Here is a 21,192-nt window from a genome sequence, read left to right on the forward strand (position 1 = left end):
CTTCACCGACTTTTCTTCTGTCCTATATTTATCCGGGGTCATCGATACCGATGCCTCAAAACGGTGAAGGATATGGAAAACATGTATAGTTGTTAGTAATGAAATGGAGGTGTTGTACATGTTGAAAAGAGTGGTTCAGATAGGACTTTTGCTGATCGGAGGAACACTCGGCGTATTATTTTTACCGTATTTATTCACATTATCTTCTTTTACTTCAAAGCCGATGATTGATAATCCTTACGTAGCTGCTGTCCTAGGAGCGGTCGTGTTATATTTGCTAAGTCTTTTCATTGCAGATCCGATCGTGAATTTCATCAAATGGATAGAAGACCGTCTATTGAAGGCTCCGATTTTCGATTTGTTGTTCGGGACAATCGGCCTGATGGTCGGATTGAGTGTTGCTTTTCTCGTCAGTTTCGGGCTGAGCAGTGTGGAAATTCCTATTATCACTTCCATTCTGCCTGTGCTTCTTTCTATCCTTCTTGGATACCTCGGTTTTCAAGTCGGTTTTAAGAAACGTGAAGAGTTTTCAAACGCCATTTTTTCGGCAAGGAATAGCAACCCGAAGAAAAGAGAGAACGTGGAGGCTGTTAGCCAGCCGGATGCTAAGCTCCACAAGATTTTGGATACAAGCGTTATTATCGACGGAAGGATTGCAGACATAGCGTCGACAGGATTTCTGGAAGGGCTGCTTGTCGTCCCTCAATTCGTCTTGACGGAACTACAGCATATTGCGGATTCGTCCGATTCGTTGAAGCGTACAAAAGGACGGCGGGGGCTCGATGTGCTAAAGCGGCTTCAGACGGATGACGGGCCGAATATTTTTATTACAGATGAAGACTTCACAGACGTTGCGGAAGTCGATCTGAAACTTGTTCGTCTTGCGAAAAGCATGAATGGCCAGGTCGTTACGAATGATTTTAATTTGAATAAAGTGGCGGATCTGCATGGTGTAGCGGTTTTAAACATTAATGATCTAGCAAATGCAGTGAAGCCAGTCGTCATACCAGGCGAGGAAATGCATGTCGTCGTCATCAAGGATGGCAAGGAGCATAATCAAGGCGTCGCCTATTTGGATGATGGTACGATGATCGTCATAGAAGATGGTAGAATGCATATAGGCAATGCAATCGATGTCATCGTCACAAGTGTATTGCAGACTTCTGCAGGACGGATGATTTTCGCTAAGCCGAAGAATGGTAAGACGGCAAAGGCGTATTGAAGAAGAAAGCTGAGGAACAACGATGGAGACATATACAGTAATGCTCCCGGCAGCAGGAAGCGGTCGGCGGATGGGAGCGGGATTCAACAAGCTGTTTTTAGAGATGGCAAGCAAGCCCATTCTCATCCACACATTGGATGTGTTCGAACAGGATCTAGCCTGCTCGGGAATGATCCTCTCCGTGAAGGACGAGGAAAAGCCGCAAATTGAAGAGATGCTGGAACGGTTCGGCATTACGAAAGTGACTGCGCTTGTCGAAGGTGGAACGGAGAGGCAGCAAAGTGTAGCGGCTTGCATACGTGCGCATCAATCAGGAGGAATCGTTCTTGTACATGATGCGGCAAGACCTTTCATCAAACAAGAAGTCATACATGAGCTTGTGGGAGTCGCTCAATTGCATGGCGCCGCAATTGCGGGCGTCCAAGTGAAGGATACGATGAAATATGCACCGGGCGGCATTGTCGAGGAGACTGTGGACCGTTCGAAGCTTTGGACGATCCAGACGCCCCAAGCGTTCCGCTATGAACTTATAAAGGAAGCGTCCGAGAAAGCCGAAGCCGAGGGATTCCTTGGAACGGATGAATCGATGATCGTCGAGCGTCTAGGACACCCGGTGAGAGTTGTAGAAAGTACGTATGACAATGTTAAAATGACGACGAAGGAGGACCTCCTATTTGGAGAGGTCCTCTTGAAGCAGAGAAGGCAGGAGGATTTCTGATGATTCGCATAGGACAAGGTTTTGATGTACATCAGTTTGAGGAAGGGCGGCCATTGATCATCGGCGGCATTACGATTCCACATGAGAAAGGGTTGACGGGGCATTCCGATGCGGATGTCTTATTGCATACAGTGACTGACGCTGCGCTTGGTGCCATCGGAGAAGGGGATATCGGCAGGCATTTCCCTGACACGGATGAGGCATTCAAGGATGCGGATTCTGCAGTCCTTCTTCAAAAAGTGTGGGAAATCGTAGAATCGAAAGGATACCGGTTGGGCAATGTCGATTGCACAATCATGGCGCAAAAGCCGAAAATGGCTCCGCATATCGAAACAATCCGGGCGCGCATTGCAGAATTGCTGAAAGCGGATGTGTCGCAGGTTAACGTAAAAGCGACAACGACCGAAAAACTTGGCTTCGTCGGCAGGGAGGAAGGGATCGCCTCTATGGCGACAATCCTTCTCTTGAAAGATTGAGCCCTTTCAAATTGAACGCAGCAGTGATAAAATGACACTTGAATCAATCAAGAACGGAGATGCACTCAAATGACAACAGAAGTACGTGTACGTTATGCGCCGAGCCCGACCGGCCATTTACATATCGGCGGAGCCCGGACAGCGTTATTCAATTACCTATTTGCAAAACATCATGGCGGAAAATTCATTATCCGTATTGAAGATACCGACACGGAACGGAATATCGAAGCGGGCGAATTATCACAGCTTGATAATTTGAAATGGCTCGGAATCCATCATGACGAGTCCGTCGATATCGGCGGGGAATACGGCCCTTACCGCCAGATGGAACGCCTTGATCTTTATACGAAATATGCGCAGGATATGCTTGACGGAGGCCATGCTTACAAATGTTTCTGTACGACGGAAGAACTCGAAGCGGAGCGTGAAAAACAGAAGGCTTCTGGCATCGCAGCACCGATGTACGCAGGCACTTGCCGCCATCTGACTGCTGAAGAAGTCGCTGAAAAGGAAGCTGCAGGCATGCCGTACACAATTCGGATGCGAGTACCTGAAAACGTCACTTATAAAGTCGAAGACCTCGTCCGCGGGGAAGTTGCGTTTGAATCGAAGGATGTAGGTGACTGGGTGCTCGTGAAAGCGAATGGCATCCCAACATACAATTTCGCGGTCGTCATTGATGATCATCTGATGAAAATTTCCCACGTCTTCCGCGGCGAAGAGCATTTGACGAATACACCGAAGCAATTGATGATATACGATGTGTTCGGCTGGGAATACCCTCGATTCGGCCATATGACGTTAATTGTAAATGAAGATCGTAAAAAGCTTTCAAAGCGTGACGAATCAATCATCCAATTCATTTCTCAATACAAGGATCTCGGCTACTTGCCGGAAGCGATGTTCAACTTCTTTGCATTGCTTGGCTGGTCGCCAGGCGGGGAAGAAGAAATCTTCACGCATGATGAATTGATCAAGCTTTTCGATGAAAGCCGTCTATCCAAATCGCCATCCATGTTCGATAAGACGAAGCTGACGTGGATGAACAACCAATACGTGAAGAAGCTCAGCTTGGATGAAGTAATCGAATTGACGTTGCCGCATCTTCAAGCTGCTGGACGTGTGAGCAAAGAGATGACGGAAGAGGAACGCAACTGGGTACACGACCTGATTGCCCTTTACCAAGCGCAATTGAGCTATGGTGCGGAGATTGTCGAATTGACCGCCCAATTCTTCAATGACCATATTGAATATGATGAACAATCCAAGGAGATCCTTTCAGGAGAGCAGGTACCGGAAGTGATGGCTTCATTCCAACGTCAGTTGACCGCACTTGAATCATTTGACCCTGCTTCGATTAAAGCGGCGATTAAAGAAGTGCAGAAGGAAACTGGCCATAAAGGGAAGAATCTATTCATGCCGATCCGCGTCGTCACAACAGGACAGTCGCACGGTCCTGAATTGCCGGATTCCATTGCATTGATCGGTAAGGAAAAGACGATTGAGCGAGTATCAAAATTCGCCAAAGCGTAATTTGATTAGTTGACTTTAGGCATTATCGATGTACAATTGACGTACATTCAATAAATCTTACTTTCAATATAAAACGAAAGCTTTGATAAGGAGAAGTACACATCGCATGCTCTTCAGAGAGGATCATCACCGGCTGAAAGTGATCCGTGCCTCTGCAGTGTGGAAATGCCCCTTTGAGCGCCGTGCCGAACAGTTAGTAGGCCGGACGCATCGCCAGCGTTACAGGCGTCAAGCGGGAAGGGGTTCAATCTCCTTTCAAGCGGAGTGGAACCGCGCATTCAATGCGTCTCTGTCTAATTACGGACAGGGGCGCTTTTTGTATTGAGACGGAAAAATAAGAAGGGGAGGTCGAAAACAGTGTTTCGTAGGATGAAGGAAGATATCCGTTGCATATTTGAACAAGATCCTGCAGCGCGCAGCACGTTCGAGGTGGTGCTTACGTATTCTGGCCTCCACGCGGTGTGGGCGCATAGAATAGCGCATGCGTTATATAAAAAGAACTTGCTGTTTCTAGCGCGGGCCGTTTCACAGATCAGCCGCTTTTTCACAGGCATCGAAATCCATCCGGGTGCGACGATCGGCAGACGCCTATTTATTGACCACGGCATGGGGATTGTCATTGGCGAGACGTGCGAAATTGGCGATGATGTAACATTGTACCAAGGTGTAACGCTGGGAGGAACAGGCAAGGAAAAAGGTAAACGCCACCCGACTCTTGGCAATAATGTGCTTGTAGCTTCAGGAGCGAAAGTACTTGGTTCCATTACAATCGGTGAAAATAGCAAGATCGGGGCAGGGTCGGTCGTTTTGATCGATGTGCCTGCCGATTCAACTGTCGTCGGTATTCCAGGCAAAGTCGTCGTCACGAACGGCGTACGGGTGAAGGATAAACACGACCATCGGAATTTGCCGGATCCAGTCATGGACACATGCAACCGCTTAGAAGATGAAATTGCATTTCTGAAAAGACGGATTGAAGAACTTGAGAAGAAGGAAGGGAAAACTGATGAGTATTCAAATTTATAATACATTGACACGGAAAAAGGAACCTTTCATTCCGCTAGAGGAAGGGAAAGTGAAAATGTACGTGTGCGGGCCGACCGTCTACAATTATATTCATATCGGCAATGCGAGGCCAGTCATCGTTTTTGACACGGTTCGCCGGTATTTGGAATATCGAGGCTACGACGTCAATTACGTGTCCAACTTCACCGATGTCGATGACAAAATCATCAAGACGGCGAATGAACTAGGTGAAGAGGTCGGAGAATTGACTGACCGTTTCATTAACGCTTATTTCGAAGACGTGGGAGCTCTCGGCTGCGGCAAAGCGGATGCTCATCCACGTGTTACGGAGCATATTGACGACATTATCGCTTTTATCCAAGTGCTCGTAGATAAAGGGTTTGCTTATGAAGCGCAAGGAGATGTCTATTACAGGACACGCAAGTTCGACGGATATGGCAAACTGTCCCACCAGTCAATCGATGAGCTGAAAGTAGGGGCTCGTATTGAAGAAAGCGGCATTAAAGAGAATGCGCTCGACTTCGCTCTTTGGAAAGCGGCGAAAGAAGGGGAGATCGCTTGGGAAAGTCCATGGGGTCCTGGGCGGCCTGGTTGGCATATCGAGTGCTCTGTCATGGCGAGAGAGCATCTAGGCGATACGATTGACATCCATGCGGGCGGGCAAGATTTGACATTCCCGCATCATGAGAACGAAATCGCGCAGTCCGAGGCGATGACCGGGAAGCAGTTTGCTCGTTATTGGATGCATAACGGCTATATTAATATCGACAATGAAAAGATGTCAAAATCACTCGGGAACTTCATCCTTGTTCATGACATCCGTAAGCAGATCGATCCGAGAGTGCTCCGTTTCTTCATGCTATCCGTCCATTACCGTCACCCGGTGAACTTCTCTCAAGAGCTTGTCGAGAGCGCTTCGAATGGATTGGATCGCATTCAAACTGCGTACAACAATTTGAAGCACCGTTTAAGCACGTCCACTGACTTGGGCGACCAACAAGATATATGGACGCATAAAGTGGATGAAGTCGTCCGCCAGTTTGAAATTGCGATGGATGATGATTTCAACACTGCGAACGCTATTGCTGCCATTTTTGAACTTGTGAAAACTGCCAACATTTATTTGTTGGAGAAGAACACTCAAACAGCCGTACTAACTTATTTCATTTCCACGTTTGACCGAATGATGGAAGTGCTTGGCTTGCCATTCGGCGAGGAAGAGCTATTGGATGATGAAATTGACGGGTTGATCGAGGAGCGATTGAATGCCCGCCGCGAACGGAATTTCGGCCGTGCAGACGAGATTAGGGACCTTTTGAAGGAAAAAGGGATCATCCTGGAGGATACTGCTCAAGGAACGCGGTGGAAAAGAGGATGAGTGACGGATATACATTGCGTGACGTCGACGTAAAGCAACTGAACGCATTAGCGCTAGCTTATATGGGAGACGCGGTTTACGAGCAGGCGGTCCGTGAGCATTTACTGCGCTCGGGCCGCGTGAAGCCGAACATACTCCATAAGGAGGCTACTCGGTATGTATCCGCCAAAGCCCAGGCGTCCTCTGTCAAAATGATGCAGGAGATGGCTTTTCTGACCGATGAGGAGGAAGCCGTCCTGCGGCGAGGGCGGAATGCGAAATCCGGTTCGGTTCCAAAAAATACTGATGTCGTTACGTATAATTATAGTTCAGGGTTCGAGGCTGTCCTTGGCTATTTATATTTGCTTGGCAGAAATGAACGACTGGAAGAAATCATCAGTAAGACAATGCAGTTCATTGAAAATCCGAAAGAGGAGGGCGCATCATGACAAATCAGGAATCGGAATTGATCGGCGGTAAAAACCCGGTCGTGGAAGCACTCCGTTCCGGCAGGGAACTGAATAAGATCTGGATTGCCGAAGGATTGAATAAAAAAAGCATCGGAGAGATCTTGTCGCTGGCAAAACAATCAGGCGTCATTGTCCAAGCTGTGCCTAAGCAGAAGCTGGATGGCATGCTTGACGTAAACCACCAAGGCATTATTGCCTCAGTTGCCGCCTATTCCTATGCTGAGTTGGATGATTTGTTCGCACTCGCAAGAAGCCGGGGAGAAGATCCGTTCTTCCTCATCCTCGATGAATTGGAAGACCCGCATAATCTAGGGTCCATCTTACGAACGGCGGATGCGACAGGCGTACACGGCATCATCATTCCAAAAAGACGTTCGGTTGGTTTGACGGGAGTCGTTGCGAAAGCTTCGACGGGCGCTATCGAGCACATACCGGTTGTCCGTGTGAACAATCTTTCTCAAACGGTGGAAGAATTGAAGAAAGCGGGTGTCTGGATAGCGGGAACGGACGCGAAAGGCTCGCAAGACTATCGTTCAATGGATGCAACATTGCCTCTCGCTATCATCATTGGAAGCGAAGGAAAAGGAATGTCCCGCATTTTGAAGGAGAAATGCGACTTCCTTTATCATTTGCCGATGATCGGGCACGTGACGTCGCTGAACGCCTCTGTCGCCGCCTCTCTGCTCATGTATGAAGTGTTGCGTAAACGCAAGCCCCAAACATCTGGGTCATGAAAAAAGATATATTGCTCGTCGATGGTTATAACATCATCGGGGCATGGCCGGAATTGAGAAAGTTGAAGCAAGAAAGCCTCGCTCAAGCCCGCGACCGGCTTATCGAACGAATGGCGGAATACAAGGCGCATACGGGCTGGCGTGTCATCGTTCTGTTCGATGCGCACTTGATGCGGGGAATTGAAAAGAAGGATTGGAAGCACAAAGTCGAAGTCGTTTTCACCCGTGAAAATGAAACCGCTGATGAGCGGATTGAAAAGATGGTGTCCGAATTAAGTGGGCGCAAAGTCCAAATTCATGTTGCCACTTCGGATTTAACGGAGCAATGGGTCATTTTTGCGCAAGGCGCACTCCGGAAATCGGCTCGTGAGCTAGAAATTGAGATGGATGAAATTGATAAACTAATCACGAAAAAAGTGAAAGAAATCCAAGAGGAACGACCGTTTTCGAAGATTCAATTGTCCGACGAGGTGGCAGAAATATTTGAAAAATGGCGCCGAGGAATGAAATGAACGGTTGACGCAAAAATTTTCCATACGGTATACTGATTGAAATGGCAATAACGAATCGGGGTGTGGTGATTGGCGGGAAATGTATACGTTCAGGGGGGTATTACTGATTTCACCGGGCTATCCGATGAAGAGCTTTTAGTTCGTATCCATGAGGGCAGCACGGACGCGCTTGATTTCCTTATTACCAAATATCAATCTTTCGTAAAAATGAAAGCGCGCTCATATTTCATGATGGGCGGCGATCGGGAAGATATCATTCAGGAAGGAATGATTGGTCTTTATAAAGCAATCCGTGACTTCAGGATGGATCGTCTTGCTTCGTTCCGGGCATTTGCGGAATTATGCATCACAAGGCAAATCATTACAGCTATCAAGACGGCAACGAGACAAAAACACATTCCGCTGAATACGTCAGTATCTTTGGACAAGCCTGTGTTCGACGAGGAATCCGATCGCACTTTACTAGATGTCATTTCAGGTTCCGTTCTCGATGATCCTGAAGATCTGATCATCCACAAAGAAGACTTCATCCATATGGAAGGGGAAATCAATAAAGTGCTAAGCGGGCTGGAAAAGCAAGTGCTATCACTCTATTTGGAAGGGCAGTCTTATCAGGAGATATCCGATGAATTGAATCGGCAAGTCAAATCCGTAGATAATGCGCTTCAACGCATCAAACGGAAGCTCGAACGGCATATGCAGCTGGATGTCGTCCATTGAGGCTTGCAAAGGTTGCCAAACAATTTCCATCGTGTTGACATCATGAATATTAGGTGGTACTCTTTAGCAAGACTATGACGATGTAATTAGACTATCGGCAATAGTTGCACGACGGAATTCCAAGGTGAAAAAATGTCTAAAAAACTGATTTTATGCTGTGATCGCTGCGGGTCAAGAAACTATGTTATCCCCGCGGGGAATAAACAGACGACGGTTCGGTTCGCAGTGAAGAAGTTTTGCAATCAATGTAATACACATACAGAACATAAACAAACAATCTAGTTGCAGCAATATACTTAGTATTCGGAGGTCTACGATTGAATGGGTAAGGTAACCGGCTTTTTAAAAGATGTCGTCTCTGAAATGCGGAAGGTCAGCTGGCCGAAGCGAAAAGAATTGACGCGCTATACGATCGTTGTCATTAGCACGGTTGTTTTCATGGCGGTTTATTTTGGTCTTGTCGATTTGGGCATTTCAGAAGTAATGGAATGGTATCTTGCGTTATAATAGGACAGCGTGAATATCCTTGTTGAAAAATATCCCGTCTTGTTACATGAACGGGTTTTTTCATTTCTCTGAAATATATAGAGTAATTGGCTTATATACGGGGAATTAATTAGAAAGACTTTAGTGAGTTAGAAAAAAGGAGGGACGGACACAACAGTCCTACGTTACTATGGAAATGGAGAAAAATTGGTACGTCGTCCACACATATTCAGGTTATGAAAATAAGGTGAAAGCCAACCTGGAAAAACGTGTTGAGACGATGGGAATGCAAGATAAAATATTCCGAGTCGTCATCCCGGAAGAGCAAGAAACGGATTTCAAAGACGGCAAAAAACGGACAGTCATGAAAAAGACATTCCCTGGATATGTCCTCGTGGAGCTGATCATGACAGATGACTCTTGGTATGTCGTCCGTAACACGCCTGGCGTCACAGGCTTCATCGGATCTTCAGGCGGGGGCGCGAAACCGACACCGCTTTTGCCGGAAGAAGTCGATTTCATCCTCAAGCAGATGGGCGTTAAAGAACGGAAAGCTGAAGCTGACTTTGAAGTTGGCGAAGTGATCGAAGTGCTTGAAGGACCATTTGCTCATTTCCAAGGGAAAGTGGAAGAAATCGATCAGGACAAAGGAAAAGTCCGAGTTTCCGTCGATATGTTCGGCAGAGAAACAATTATGGAACTTGACTTTGGACAAGTTGAAAAAATATAAGAGATTACCACTTGCAAGAAGAGCATAATAGTGGTATCATTTCAAAGGTCAGACTGTAAACAGTACAGGCTGGGCGGATTAACCAAATTCTACCGGGTGAAACCGGCAGGCACATATTGAGTGGGAGGGGCAACCCAATTACCACATCACGGACTTAAGGAGGTGTGTCTCGTGGCTAAAAAAGTAACCAAAATCGTAAAATTGCAAATCCCTGCAGGTAAAGCTAACCCAGCTCCACCAGTTGGACCGGCACTAGGTCAAGCAGGTGTCAACATCATGGGATTCTGTAAAGATTTCAACGCACGTACAGCAGATCAAGCAGGCTTAATCATTCCTGTTGAAATAACTGTATTTGAGGACCGTTCATTCACTTTTATTACAAAAACTCCACCAGCAGCAGTATTGCTGAAAGTTGCAGCTAATCTTCAAAAAGGTTCAGGTGAACCTAACAAGAAGAAAGTAGCTACTGTAAAACGTGATAAAGTTCGCGAAATTGCAGAACAAAAGATGCAGGATCTAAACGCAGCATCGGTTGAAGCGGCGATGGCAATGGTTGAAGGTACTGCTCGCAGTATGGGAATCACGATCGAAGACTGATCGCGATAAACCAAACGCGGTTCTTTGTAGTGGGGGTTGCGATTGTTCCTTGGAACACGCAACCCTTATTCGTGGGAGGTTCAATCCGTTAAAACCACAAACGAGGAGGAAATTTTAATGGCTAAAAGAGGTAAAAAGTTCACTGAAGCGGCGAAGCTAGTAGATCGCACGCAAGTGTATGACTTGAAAGAAGCGATTGAGCTTGCAAAGAAAACAAGCACAGTCAACTTCGATGCAACTGTCGAAGTCGCGTTCCGTCTAGGAATCGACACTCGTAAAAACGACCAGCAAATCCGTGGAGCTGTTGTGCTTCCAAACGGAACTGGTAAAACTCAACGCGTTCTCGTTTTCGCTAAAGGCGAAAAATTGAAAGAAGCGGAAGCTGCAGGTGCAGACTTTGCAGGCGATGCAGAGTACATCACTAAAATCCAACAAGGCTGGTTCGATTTCGACGTTATCGTTGCAACTCCGGACATGATGGGCGAAGTTGGTAAAATCGGTCGCGTATTGGGACCAAAAGGCTTAATGCCAAACCCTAAAACAGGTACAGTAACATTTGATGTTGCTAAAGCTGTTGCAGAAATCAAAGCAGGTAAAGTTGAATACCGTGCGGACAAAGCTGGTATTATCCACGCTCCAATCGGAAAAGCTTCTTTCGACAACGAAAAGCTTGAAGAAAACTTCAAAACTGTTTTTGAAACGATCCAAAAAGCTAAACCAGCTGCAGCAAAAGGAACTTACATGAAGTCAGTGAACGTTACGACTACAATGGGTCCTGCGGTCAAAATTGATCCATCGTCTGTAGTTATTAAATAAAAAACATTGACAAGCTTGAAATCTTATAGTAAGATTTCGTTTGTTGTAAACTAAATCATTTGTACCGTAGACAGCAGGGGCTTTTAAAGCTTAATCATCCTGCCGAGGACAAGACGCTCTTTATGTTAAAGATGACGACTTTTCTGCCCTCGTGGTCTACTTTGTGGATTGCGAGGGCTTTTCATATCGGTATGAATGACCCGAATTCTTACAGGAGGTGTCAAGATGAGCAAAGTATTAGAAGCTAAACAAGCGGTAGTTGAAGAGATCTCAGGCAAATTGCAATCAGCAGTTTCCGTTGTCGTAGTTGACTATCGTGGTCTTAACGTGAGCCAAGTTACGGAACTTCGTAAACAGCTTCGTGAAGCAGGCATCGACTTCAAAGTTTACAAAAACTCAATGTCGCGCCGTGCTGCTGAAACAGCTGGACTTGAAGGGTTGAATGAGCATTTGGTAGGTCCGAATGCAATCGCGTTCTCTACTGAAGACGTTGTTGCTCCTGCTAAAATCCTTAACGACTTCGCTAAGAAGAACGACAAGCTTGAAATCAAAGCAGGTGTGATTGAAGGAAATATCGCTTCTGTTGAAGATATTAAAGCATTGGCGGATCTTCCATCCCGCGAAGGACTTCTTTCTATGCTACTCAGCGTTCTACAAGCTCCAATGCGCAACTTCGCGCTTGCAACGAAAGCTGTTGCAGAGCAAAAAGAGGAACAAGGCGCTTAAGTTTACTCAAGCAGCCTGAACGAAAATATGCGGGGTAATCCCCGACAAAACAAAACCTATTTAGGAGGAACATATAATGACTAAAGAACAAATCCTTGACGCGATTAAAGAAATGACAGTTCTTGAATTGAATGACCTTGTAAAAGCTATCGAAGAAGAATTCGGCGTAACTGCTGCAGCTCCAGTTGCAATGATGGGCGGAGCAGGTGCTGGTGAAGCTGCTGCTGAGCAAACTGAATTTGACGTAGTTCTTGCATCTGCAGGAGACCAAAAAATTAAAGTTATCAAAGTCGTTCGCGAACTTACTGGCCTAGGCTTGAAAGAAGCGAAAGAACTAGTTGATAACGCTCCAAAAGCACTTAAAGAAGGCGTTGCTAAAGAAGAAGCTGAAGAAATGAAAGCTAAACTTGAAGAAGTTGGCGCTGGCGTAGAAGTTAAGTAATTTCTCGATAAATGAAGGAAGGCTCGTCGAATTTGGACGGGCTTTTCTTCGTTTTTTTATCTAAATGACGGCTTTTAATCTTATATTTAAAAAGAAAAATAAATGGGTAACCTTTCGGAAGGAAGGAGGATCATTATGTCCGAACATTACTACTCTAAAAATCCGACAGTGAAAAGTGATCCGAAGGAATGGCAAGCGACATTGCGCAACAACCGTCTGCGTTTCAAAACGGATGCGGGTGTATTCAGCAAAGGGGAAGTGGATTTTGGTTCTCGCCTGTTAGCGGAAGCTTTCACATTGCCTACTGTTGCAGGTGATGTGCTAGATGTTGGCTGTGGATATGGACCTATCGGATTATCGATCGCCGCATCTTTTCCGGATCGGAACATTCAAATGGTCGATGTCAACGAAAGAGCAATGGCTCTTGCAAATGAAAATGCTGAACTGAACGGCATTCGAAATGTGTCTGTTTACGCAAGCGATGCATTGTCGGCTGTAGAGGCGGATGGCTTCGCTGCAATATTGACGAACCCGCCGATCCGGGCAGGAAAAGAGACGGTGTTCAAAATCTATGACGGTGCTTTTTCCAAATTGGCTTTCGGTGGAGAACTGTGGGTCGTCATTCAGAAGAAGCAAGGTGCTCCTTCTACGATGGCGCATTTGACGGAGATTTTCGGAAATGTCGAAACCGTGGAAAAGAAAAAAGGATATTTCATACTTAAAGCCAAAAAAACCTTGACCTGAGAGTTTTGTTGTGCTAGTATTGTAAAATGCATAAATAATATAATGCGGTCGTGTGCCCTTTTGCATAAGTTTTGGAAATCTAAGGCATACTGGCAATGGATAAAAGATTGTTAAACCGAAAATGAGCTCTTGCCAGAACTCGTTTTCTTTTTGTTTTTTCGATATCATACACTATTTTTATGATTTCGCAAAGGACTAATATTGTTTTGAGGGGTGAAAGAGTTGACAGGTCATTTAGTTCAGTATGGTCAACACCGTCAGCGCAGAAGTTTCGCGCGGATCAATGAAGTTCTCGAGCTGCCGAATTTGATTGAAATCCAGACGGCATCTTACGAGTGGTTCTTGGAAGAAGGATTGCGGGAAATGTTCCGCGATATTTCTCCGATCCAGGATTTCACAGGTAATCTTTCGTTGGAATTCATTGATTATCAACTTGGTGAACCGAAATACCCTGTTGATGAATCAAAAGAGCGTGACGTTACGTATGCAGCGCCGCTCCGCGTAAAAGTGCGCTTGCATAACAAGGAAACAGAAGAAGTGAAGGAACAGGACGTTTTCATGGGCGACTTCCCGCTTATGACTGAGAACGGAACGTTCATTATTAACGGTGCGGAACGGGTTATCGTATCACAGCTCGTTCGATCCCCGAGCGTCTACTTCAATGATAAGACGGACAAGAATGGGAAGCGCGGCTTTGCGGCGACTGTCATTCCGAACCGCGGTGCATGGCTCGAGTATGAGACTGATGCAAAAGATGTGGTCCATGTCCGGATCGATCGTACCCGTAAATTGCCGATCACAGTTCTTCTACGTGCACTTGGATTCTCGACAGATCAAGAGATCATTGATTTGATCGGTGATAACGAGTACTTGCGCAATACGCTTGAAAAAGATAATACGGAAACGTCGGAAAAGGCATTGCTCGAAATCTATGAGCGTCTACGTCCCGGCGAACCACCGACACTGGATAGCGCGAAGAGCCTGCTATATCCCCGCTTCTTCGACCCAAAAAGATACGATTTGGCGAATGTCGGCCGTTATAAAATGAATAAAAAGCTTCATCTGCAAAACCGTCTCTTCAATCAAACGGTTGCAGAAACACTTGCAGACCCTGAAACAGGTGAAATTTTACTTGAGAAGGATCAACTGATCGATCGTAGAACATTGGACCGTCTCTTGCCGCATCTTGAAAAAGGCGTTGGCATCCAAGAATTGTCGCATATCGGCGGCGTTTTGGAAGACGACATTACAATCCAAACAATCAAAATCTATGCTCCGAAGAGTGAAGAGAAGCAAGTCATCAATGTCATCTCGAATGCGAGCATCGACGAGTCTGTGAAACATGTCACTCCAGCTGATATTGTTGCGTCCATCAGCTATTTCTTCAACTTGCTTCATGGAGTTGGAAATACGGATGATATCGACCATCTCGGAAATCGTCGTCTGCGTTCAGTCGGCGAGTTGCTGCAAAATCAATTCCGTATCGGTCTATCTCGTATGGAACGTGTCGTTAAAGAACGTATGTCCATCAATGACACTCAATCGATCGTGCCTCAACAATTGATTAATATCAGACCGGTTATCGCTTCTATCAAAGAATTCTTTGGCAGTTCGCAGCTATCTCAATTCATGGATCAGACGAATCCGCTTGCCGAATTGACGCATAAGCGACGTCTGTCTGCGCTCGGGCCTGGTGGATTGACTAGGAAACGTGCGGGAATGGAAGTCCGTGACGTCCACTATTCCCACTATGGACGTATGTGTCCGATTGAAACGCCGGAAGGTCCGAACATCGGATTGATCAACTCCCTTTCGACGTTTGCAAGAGTAAATAAATTCGGTTTCATTGAAACGCCTTATCGGAAGGTTGACCCTGAAACTGGACGCGTCACTCACCAAATCGATTACTTAACTGCAGATATCGAGGATAACTATGTCGTTGCACAGGCGAACGCGCCGCTCAACGAAGATGGTTCCTACGTGAACGAGGAAGTCGTCGGTCGTTTCCAAGGGGATAACACAGTATTCAAGCGTGAGCAGATTGACTATATGGACGTATCTCCAAAACAAGTTGTATCTGCGGCGACTGCTTGTATCCCATTCCTTGAAAACGATGACTCCAACCGTGCCCTCATGGGAGCGAACATGCAACGCCAAGCTGTACCTTTGTTGAACCCTGAAGCTCCGTTTGTCGGTACAGGGATGGAACACGTTTCAGCGCGTGACTCCGGTGCTGCAGTAATCGCTAAATACCACGGTATCGTTGAACACGTCGAAGCGAAAGAAATTCGTATTCGTCGCATTGAGACTGTGGATGACAAAGAAGTCAAAGGCGATTTGACGATTTATAAACTTGAGAACTTTATCCGCTCCAACCAAGGGACTTGCTATAACCAACGTCCGATTGTCAGTGTCGGTGACCGTGTGAAACCACGCGATATCCTTGCTGACGGTCCTTCGATGGATCAAGGGGAACTCGCTTTGGGCCGGAACGTCCTCACAGCTTTCATGACGTGGGACGGCTATAACTATGAAGATGCGATCATCATGAGCGAACGTCTCGTGAAGGATGACGTATTCACATCAATTCATATCGAAGAATATGAGTCGGAAGCTCGGGATACGAAACTTGGACCTGAAGAGATTACAAGGGACATCCCGAACGTCGGTGAAGAAGCTCTTCGCAACCTTGACGACCGCGGTATCATCCGGGTCGGTGCAGAAGTTCGCGATGGCGACATCCTCGTCGGAAAAGTGACACCTAAAGGGGTTACTGAACTGACAGCTGAGGAAAGACTCCTTCATGCAATCTTCGGCGAAAAAGCACGTGAAGTGCGCGATACATCTTTACGAGTTCCTCACGGTGCAGGCGGAATCGTCCTTGACGTGAAAGTGTTCAACCGTGAAGACGGTGACGAATTGCCACCGGGTGTCAACCAGCTCGTTCGCGCGTATATCGTACAAAAACGTAAAATCTCCGTCGGGGATAAAATGGCTGGACGTCACGGTAACAAAGGGGTAATCTCCCGTATCTTGCCTGAATCTGATATGCCATACCTTCCAGACGGAACACCGATTGATGTCATGTTGAACCCACTTGGTGTACCGTCTCGTATGAACATCGGACAGGTATTGGAAATGCACTTGGGAATGGCTGCACGGAATCTAGGCGTTCATATGGCTTCGCCGGTATTTGACGGAGCGAATGAAGAAGACGTTTGGACGACGATGGAAGAAGCCGGCATGAATCGTGATGGTAAGACGATCCTTTACGATGGCCGTTCAGGCGAACCGTTTGATAGCCGTGTATCCGTTGGTGTCATGTACTTGATAAAACTCGCGCATATGGTCGACGACAAGCTACACGCTCGGTCGACTGGACCATACTCGCTCGTTACGCAGCAGCCGCTCGGAGGGAAAGCCCAATTCGGCGGACAACGTTTCGGGGAGATGGAAGTTTGGGCGCTCGAGGCTTATGGTGCAGCTTATACATTGCAAGAAATCCTTACTGTCAAGTCGGATGATGTTGTCGGCCGTGTGAAAACATATGAAGCAATCGTCAAAGGTCAAAGCGTTCCTCAACCAGGTGTGCCTGAATCGTTCAAAGTATTGATCAAAGAACTTCAGAGCCTTGGTTTAGACGTTAAGATGCTGACGGAAGAATTCGAGGAAATCGAAATGCGTGATCTCGATGACGACGATGATATGCAACCGACAGATGCATTGAATCTGATGGCTGAAGAGGTCTGATAAAGTAATAATTTATACAATTGGATAGGGGAGCTGTTATACGCTCCTCTATTTTTAAACGATAATGATGAGAGTCCATCGCGGAGATAAGATAAGAGGGAGGTAGGCTCCTTGATAGATGTAAATAATTTTGAGTATATGAAAATCGGCCTTGCTTCACCGGATAAGATTCGTTCTTGGTCTTACGGTGAAGTGAAAAAACCCGAAACGATCAACTATCGTACATTGAAGCCCGAGAAAGACGGTCTGTTCTGTGAACGGATCTTCGGACCTACAAAAGACTGGGAATGTCATTGTGGTAAATATAAGCGCGTCCGTTACAAAGGTGTCGTCTGTGATCGATGCGGTGTTGAAGTAACTAGGCAAAAAGTTCGCCGTGAACGTATGGGGCATATCGAGCTAGCAGCGCCGGTCACTCACATTTGGTATTTCAAAGGCATCCCAAGCAGAATGGGCCTTATTCTCGACATGACGCCACGCGCGTTGGAAGAAATCATTTATTTCGCGTCTTATGTAGTTATCGATCCTGCGGACACACCGCTAGAACGGAAACAATTGCTCTCTGAAAAGGAATTCAGATTGTACCGTGAAAAGTACGGCTCAAAATTCCAAGCGCTTATGGGTGCTGAAGCAATTGAACAGCTACTAATGGCAATCGATTTGGATAAAGAAACGGAAATGTTGAAAGAAGAGTTGAAGACAGTGCAAGGTCAACGTCGTACTCGTGCGATCAGACGCTTGGAAGTTGTCGAGTCTTTCCGTAACTCCGGAAATCGTCCAGAATGGATGGTTCTTGAAGTGTTGCCGGTCATTCCTCCAGAATTGCGCCCAATGGTACAGTTGGACGGCGGCCGTTTTGCGACATCCGACTTGAACGATCTTTACCGAAGAGTCATTAACCGTAACAATCGGTTGAAGCGACTTCTTGACCTTGGTGCACCTGGCATCATCGTTCAGAATGAAAAGCGTATGTTGCAGGAAGCCGTCGACGCGCTCGTAGATAACGGTCGACGCGGACGACCGGTTACAGGACCAGGGAATCGTCCGTTGAAATCCCTCTCCCATATGTTGAAAGGGAAGCAAGGTCGCTTCCGTCAAAACCTATTGGGTAAACGGGTCGATTATTCCGGCCGTTCGGTAATCGTTGTTGGGCCAAACTTGAAAATGTATCAATGCGGCCTCCCGAAAGAGATGGCTATTGAATTGTTCAAGCCTTTCGTTATGAAAGAATTGGTCGAACGCGGACTTGCGCATAATATTAAGAGCGCGAAACGTAAAATTGAACGTTTGCATTCCGAAGTGTGGGACGTCCTCGAAGACGTCATTAGAGAGCATCCGGTTTTACTAAACCGAGCTCCTACTCTTCATAGACTTGGTATCCAGGCATTCGAGCCGATGTTGGTGGAAGGCCGTGCCATCCAGCTGCATCCACTCGTATGTACAGCATATAACGCCGACTTTGACGGAGACCAAATGGCTGTACACGTTCCACTTTCGGCAGAGGCTCAAGCTGAGGCGCGTCTACTTATGCTTGCCGCGCAAAACATCTTGAACCCGAAAGATGGAAAACCGGTTGTTACTCCATCTCAAGATATGGTGTTGGGTAACTACTACCTTACGTTGGAAAGAGCAGGTTCCATCGGCGAGGGAGCAATCTTCAGCAATATGAACGAGGCACTGATTGCATATCAAACAGGCCATGTCCATCTGCATACGAGAATCGCTATCCAAGCTGGTACGCTGAACAATCCAACATTCACAGAAGAACAGAACAGCAAGCTTTTATTAACAACAGTCGGGAAACTTATCTTTAATGAAATCCTTCCCGAAACATTCCCGTACATCAATGAGCCGACGAATCATAACTTGCAAATTGAAACGCCGGATAAATACTTCATCGAAGGTACGGTAGATGTTAGAGAGCATATTAAAAATGCGGAGATTGTTCTTCCATTCCGTAAAAAAATCCTCGGCAATATCATCGCGGAAATCTTCAAGAAGTTCCATATTACGGAAACTTCAAGAATGTTGGACCGCATGAAAAACCTAGGTTTCAAATATTCAACTCGTGCAGGCATCACAGTCGGTATCTCGGATATCGTCGTATTGCCGAACAAAGATGAAATTTTGCAAGAAGCTCAAGATAAAGTGGATAAAGTGACGCAGCAATTCCGCCGTGGTTTGATTACGGAAGAAGAGCGTTATGACCGTGTCATTTCCTACTGGAGCAATGCGAAGGACATCATTCAGGATAAACTGATGGACTCACTTGAAAATACAAACCCTATTTACATGATGAGTGACTCAGGTGCCCGTGGTAACGCGTCCAACTTCACGCAGCTCGCAGGAATGCGGGGCTTGATGGCCAACCCGGCTGGTCGAATCATCGAGTTGCCGATCAAATCTTCCTTCCGTGAAGGTTTAACCGTACTCGAGTACTTCATTTCCACGCATGGTGCTCGTAAAGGTCTCGCGGATACAGCATTGAAAACTGCCGACTCCGGTTACTTGACACGCCGTCTTGTAGACGTTGCACAAGATGTCATCGTACGTGAAGATGATTGCGGAACAGACAGAGGTCTACTTATCTCTGCTCTTACCGAAGGGACTGAAGTCATAGAAACGTTGGAAGAGCGAATCGAAGGCCGTCATACGAAGAAGACGATCCGTCATCCGGAAACGGGTGAAGTGATTGTTCCGAAAGATGGTCTTGTCACTGCTGATCTTGCAAATGCAATCGTAAATGCTGGCATTGAATCGGTTACGATCCGCTCTGCGTTCACTTGTAATACAAAACATGGTATTTGTAAGAAATGTTACGGCATCAACCTTGCGACAGGCGAAGCGGTCGAAGTCGGCGAAGCAGTCGGTATCATTGCTGCGCAATCGATCGGTGAGCCTGGTACACAGCTTACGATGCGTACATTCCATACAGGTGGGGTTGCCGGGGATGACATCACGTCCGGTCTCCCACGTATCCAAGAGATTTTTGAAGCCCGTAATCCGAAAGGGCAAGCGGTCATTTCTGAAATCAAAGGTGAGATCACTGAGATTGATGAAATCCGGGAAGGACAGAAGGAAATTACGATTCAAGGGGAAGTCGAGACGCGCAAGTATCTCGCGCCATATAATGCCCGCTTGAAAGTGCAAATTGGCGATTCTATCGATCGTGGAGATAGCATTACTGAAGGTTCCATCGACCCGAAAGAATTAATCATCGTTAAAGACGTAGCCACTGTACAAGAATACCTTCTTAAAGAAGTTCAAAAAGTATACCGTATGCAAGGTGTTGAAATCGGGGATAAGCACGTTGAAGTAATGGTTCGCCAAATGCTTCGCAAAGTGCGTGTCATCGAGGCTGGCGACACGGATCTTCTTCCAGGCTCGCTGCTCGATATCCACCAATTCTCCGAAGCGAATGCTGAAGTGTTGAAGAGCGGAAGAGTACCAGCTACATCACGTCCAGTCATTCTCGGTATTACAAAAGCATCGCTTGAGACGGAATCCTTCCTATCAGCAGCCTCTTTCCAAGAAACGACTCGCGTCTTGACAGATGCAGCGATCAAAGGCAAAACGGATGAGTTGCTAGGATTGAAGGAGAATGTCATCATCGGTAAACTAGTTCCGGCTGGAACAGGCATGCAACGCTATCGTCAAATTCAAATGGAACAAGATGAAGAGGCGACAGCAGCAGTTGTAGAATAAACAATAATTGAAATGGGGAGAGAAAAATCCTCTCCCCATTTTTTATTTATTGTTGACATGTTTCTTTCCAGATGATAATATACAAAAGGTTGATAGTTGAATGTCTGTACTTTGGAGGATGTACGAATGTCTTATGAAAAAGTCGAGCAGGCAAAGAAGACAATCATCGGTACAAAGCAAACAGTGAAAGCGATAAAGTCTGGCGTGGTGAGAGAAGTCGTCATTGCGAGAGATGCCGAAGAAAAGCTGATTGATCCCATAGTCGGAGAAGCAGCGCGTCACGGCATTCAAGTAAGTTATGTCGATTCGAGGGAAAAACTCGGTCAGGCATGCGGCATTCAAGTCGGTGCGTCCGTCGTCGCCATTACTGTATGATGGTTTTTGTGTGAATAAACACAAAGACTTTGTTTTTACCCCAAAAATGAACC

Annotated in this window: 21 protein-coding genes and 2 other annotated features; all 21 genes read left to right on the plus strand. The window is 46.3% G+C overall.

Annotated elements, in window-relative coordinates; all coding sequences use genetic code 11:
* Window positions 1–118: 118 nt before the first annotated feature.
* A complete protein-coding gene (locus ACR65H_RS04385; RefSeq protein ID WP_440498966.1) occupies window positions 119–1,222 on the plus strand; it encodes a PIN/TRAM domain-containing protein in 1,104 nt (367 codons plus the stop codon).
* 22 nt (window positions 1,223–1,244) lie between these two features.
* The gene (gene ispD, locus ACR65H_RS04390; RefSeq protein ID WP_440498967.1) at window positions 1,245–1,940 is read left to right on the plus strand and encodes a 2-C-methyl-D-erythritol 4-phosphate cytidylyltransferase; all 696 of its coding nucleotides are present in this window, start codon (window positions 1,245–1,247) and stop codon (window positions 1,938–1,940) included.
* Window positions 1,940–2,416, plus strand: coding sequence for a 2-C-methyl-D-erythritol 2,4-cyclodiphosphate synthase (ispF, locus tag ACR65H_RS04395; RefSeq protein ID WP_440498968.1), 477 nt, complete (start codon window positions 1,940–1,942; stop codon window positions 2,414–2,416). Before ispD ends, ispF begins: the two co-directional genes overlap by 1 nt.
* Before the next feature lie 69 nt (window positions 2,417–2,485).
* A complete protein-coding gene (gltX, locus tag ACR65H_RS04400) occupies window positions 2,486–3,949 on the plus strand; it encodes a glutamate--tRNA ligase (protein ID WP_440498969.1) in 1,464 nt (487 codons plus the stop codon).
* Between the two features lie 73 nt (window positions 3,950–4,022).
* Window positions 4,023–4,243, plus strand: a binding site (T-box leader).
* Between the two features lie 63 nt (window positions 4,244–4,306).
* The gene (gene cysE, locus ACR65H_RS04405; RefSeq protein ID WP_440498970.1) at window positions 4,307–4,975 is read left to right on the plus strand and encodes a serine O-acetyltransferase; all 669 of its coding nucleotides are present in this window, start codon (window positions 4,307–4,309) and stop codon (window positions 4,973–4,975) included.
* Window positions 4,956–6,353 (plus strand): cysteine--tRNA ligase, encoded by a 1,398-nt coding sequence (cysS, locus tag ACR65H_RS04410; protein ID WP_440498971.1) that lies wholly within the window; start codon window positions 4,956–4,958, stop codon window positions 6,351–6,353. Before cysE ends, cysS begins: the two co-directional genes overlap by 20 nt.
* A complete protein-coding gene (locus ACR65H_RS04415; RefSeq protein ID WP_440498972.1) occupies window positions 6,350–6,781 on the plus strand; it encodes a Mini-ribonuclease 3 in 432 nt (143 codons plus the stop codon). The genes cysS and ACR65H_RS04415 overlap by 4 nt, the downstream gene beginning before the upstream one ends.
* Window positions 6,778–7,536, plus strand: coding sequence for a 23S rRNA (guanosine(2251)-2'-O)-methyltransferase RlmB (gene rlmB / locus ACR65H_RS04420; protein WP_440498973.1), 759 nt, complete (start codon window positions 6,778–6,780; stop codon window positions 7,534–7,536). The genes ACR65H_RS04415 and rlmB overlap by 4 nt, the downstream gene beginning before the upstream one ends.
* A complete protein-coding gene (locus ACR65H_RS04425; protein ID WP_440498974.1) occupies window positions 7,533–8,048 on the plus strand; it encodes an NYN domain-containing protein in 516 nt (171 codons plus the stop codon). The genes rlmB and ACR65H_RS04425 overlap by 4 nt, the downstream gene beginning before the upstream one ends.
* A gap of 69 nt (window positions 8,049–8,117) precedes the next feature.
* The gene (gene sigH / locus ACR65H_RS04430; protein ID WP_440498975.1) at window positions 8,118–8,768 is read left to right on the plus strand and encodes an RNA polymerase sporulation sigma factor SigH; all 651 of its coding nucleotides are present in this window, start codon (window positions 8,118–8,120) and stop codon (window positions 8,766–8,768) included.
* A 132-nt stretch (window positions 8,769–8,900) separates the two neighbouring features.
* Window positions 8,901–9,050, plus strand: coding sequence for a 50S ribosomal protein L33 (gene rpmG / locus ACR65H_RS04435; protein ID WP_440498976.1), 150 nt, complete (start codon window positions 8,901–8,903; stop codon window positions 9,048–9,050).
* A 39-nt stretch (window positions 9,051–9,089) separates the two neighbouring features.
* A complete protein-coding gene (secE, locus tag ACR65H_RS04440) occupies window positions 9,090–9,275 on the plus strand; it encodes a preprotein translocase subunit SecE (RefSeq protein ID WP_413054657.1) in 186 nt (61 codons plus the stop codon).
* Window positions 9,276–9,450: 175 nt separating this feature from the next.
* Window positions 9,451–9,984: a transcription termination/antitermination protein NusG gene (gene nusG / locus ACR65H_RS04445; RefSeq protein WP_440498977.1), complete on the plus strand. Its 534-nt coding sequence runs from the start codon at window positions 9,451–9,453 to the stop codon at window positions 9,982–9,984.
* A 171-nt stretch (window positions 9,985–10,155) separates the two neighbouring features.
* On the plus strand, window positions 10,156–10,581 hold the full coding sequence (gene rplK / locus ACR65H_RS04450; RefSeq protein ID WP_060203386.1) for a 50S ribosomal protein L11: 426 nt from the start codon (window positions 10,156–10,158) through the stop codon (window positions 10,579–10,581).
* Between the two features lie 117 nt (window positions 10,582–10,698).
* The gene (gene rplA / locus ACR65H_RS04455) at window positions 10,699–11,397 is read left to right on the plus strand and encodes a 50S ribosomal protein L1 (RefSeq protein WP_440498978.1); all 699 of its coding nucleotides are present in this window, start codon (window positions 10,699–10,701) and stop codon (window positions 11,395–11,397) included.
* 46 nt (window positions 11,398–11,443) lie between these two features.
* Window positions 11,444–11,590 (plus strand) — a sequence feature (ribosomal protein L10 leader region).
* Between the two features lie 32 nt (window positions 11,591–11,622).
* The gene (gene rplJ / locus ACR65H_RS04460) at window positions 11,623–12,123 is read left to right on the plus strand and encodes a 50S ribosomal protein L10 (protein WP_440498979.1); all 501 of its coding nucleotides are present in this window, start codon (window positions 11,623–11,625) and stop codon (window positions 12,121–12,123) included.
* Window positions 12,124–12,199: 76 nt separating this feature from the next.
* Window positions 12,200–12,565, plus strand: coding sequence for a 50S ribosomal protein L7/L12 (gene rplL / locus ACR65H_RS04465; protein WP_440498980.1), 366 nt, complete (start codon window positions 12,200–12,202; stop codon window positions 12,563–12,565).
* A 135-nt stretch (window positions 12,566–12,700) separates the two neighbouring features.
* Window positions 12,701–13,309: a class I SAM-dependent methyltransferase gene (locus ACR65H_RS04470; protein ID WP_440498981.1), complete on the plus strand. Its 609-nt coding sequence runs from the start codon at window positions 12,701–12,703 to the stop codon at window positions 13,307–13,309.
* A gap of 213 nt (window positions 13,310–13,522) precedes the next feature.
* Window positions 13,523–17,059, plus strand: coding sequence for a DNA-directed RNA polymerase subunit beta (gene rpoB / locus ACR65H_RS04475; RefSeq protein ID WP_440498982.1), 3,537 nt, complete (start codon window positions 13,523–13,525; stop codon window positions 17,057–17,059).
* Between the two features lie 111 nt (window positions 17,060–17,170).
* Window positions 17,171–20,764, plus strand: a complete 3,594-nt coding sequence (gene rpoC, locus ACR65H_RS04480) for a DNA-directed RNA polymerase subunit beta' (protein ID WP_440498983.1) — start codon at window positions 17,171–17,173, stop codon at window positions 20,762–20,764.
* A gap of 126 nt (window positions 20,765–20,890) precedes the next feature.
* Window positions 20,891–21,139 carry a ribosomal L7Ae/L30e/S12e/Gadd45 family protein gene (locus tag ACR65H_RS04485; protein ID WP_440498984.1) on the plus strand — a complete coding sequence of 83 codons (249 nt, stop codon included), beginning with the start codon at window positions 20,891–20,893 and terminating at the stop codon, window positions 21,137–21,139.
* Window positions 21,140–21,192: the final 53 nt, after the last annotated feature.

The organism is Sporosarcina sp. SAFN-015 (genome assembly GCF_059415085.1).

What these genes read in the sequence shown, in the direction of transcription:
- ACR65H_RS04385 (WP_440498966.1), top strand. Translation starts at nt 119, where the DNA reads ATGTTGAAAAGAGTGGTTCAGATAGGACTTTTGCTGATCGGAGGAACA.
- rplA (WP_440498978.1), top strand. Translation starts at nt 10,699, where the DNA reads ATGGCTAAAAGAGGTAAAAAGTTCACTGAAGCGGCGAAGCTAGTAGAT.
- ispF (WP_440498968.1), top strand. Translation starts at nt 1,940, where the DNA reads ATGATTCGCATAGGACAAGGTTTTGATGTACATCAGTTTGAGGAAGGG.
- rplL (WP_440498980.1), top strand. Translation starts at nt 12,200, where the DNA reads ATGACTAAAGAACAAATCCTTGACGCGATTAAAGAAATGACAGTTCTT.
- rlmB (WP_440498973.1), top strand. Translation starts at nt 6,778, where the DNA reads ATGACAAATCAGGAATCGGAATTGATCGGCGGTAAAAACCCGGTCGTG.
- ACR65H_RS04470 (WP_440498981.1), top strand. Translation starts at nt 12,701, where the DNA reads ATGTCCGAACATTACTACTCTAAAAATCCGACAGTGAAAAGTGATCCG.
- secE (WP_413054657.1), top strand. Translation starts at nt 9,090, where the DNA reads ATGGGTAAGGTAACCGGCTTTTTAAAAGATGTCGTCTCTGAAATGCGG.
- ACR65H_RS04425 (WP_440498974.1), top strand. Translation starts at nt 7,533, where the DNA reads ATGAAAAAAGATATATTGCTCGTCGATGGTTATAACATCATCGGGGCA.
- rpmG (WP_440498976.1), top strand. Translation starts at nt 8,901, where the DNA reads ATGTCTAAAAAACTGATTTTATGCTGTGATCGCTGCGGGTCAAGAAAC.
- cysS (WP_440498971.1), top strand. Translation starts at nt 4,956, where the DNA reads ATGAGTATTCAAATTTATAATACATTGACACGGAAAAAGGAACCTTTC.
- ispD (WP_440498967.1), top strand. Translation starts at nt 1,245, where the DNA reads ATGGAGACATATACAGTAATGCTCCCGGCAGCAGGAAGCGGTCGGCGG.
- gltX (WP_440498969.1), top strand. Translation starts at nt 2,486, where the DNA reads ATGACAACAGAAGTACGTGTACGTTATGCGCCGAGCCCGACCGGCCAT.
- rplJ (WP_440498979.1), top strand. Translation starts at nt 11,623, where the DNA reads ATGAGCAAAGTATTAGAAGCTAAACAAGCGGTAGTTGAAGAGATCTCA.
- ACR65H_RS04485 (WP_440498984.1), top strand. Translation starts at nt 20,891, where the DNA reads ATGTCTTATGAAAAAGTCGAGCAGGCAAAGAAGACAATCATCGGTACA.
- nusG (WP_440498977.1), top strand. Translation starts at nt 9,451, where the DNA reads ATGGAGAAAAATTGGTACGTCGTCCACACATATTCAGGTTATGAAAAT.
- ACR65H_RS04415 (WP_440498972.1), top strand. Translation starts at nt 6,350, where the DNA reads ATGAGTGACGGATATACATTGCGTGACGTCGACGTAAAGCAACTGAAC.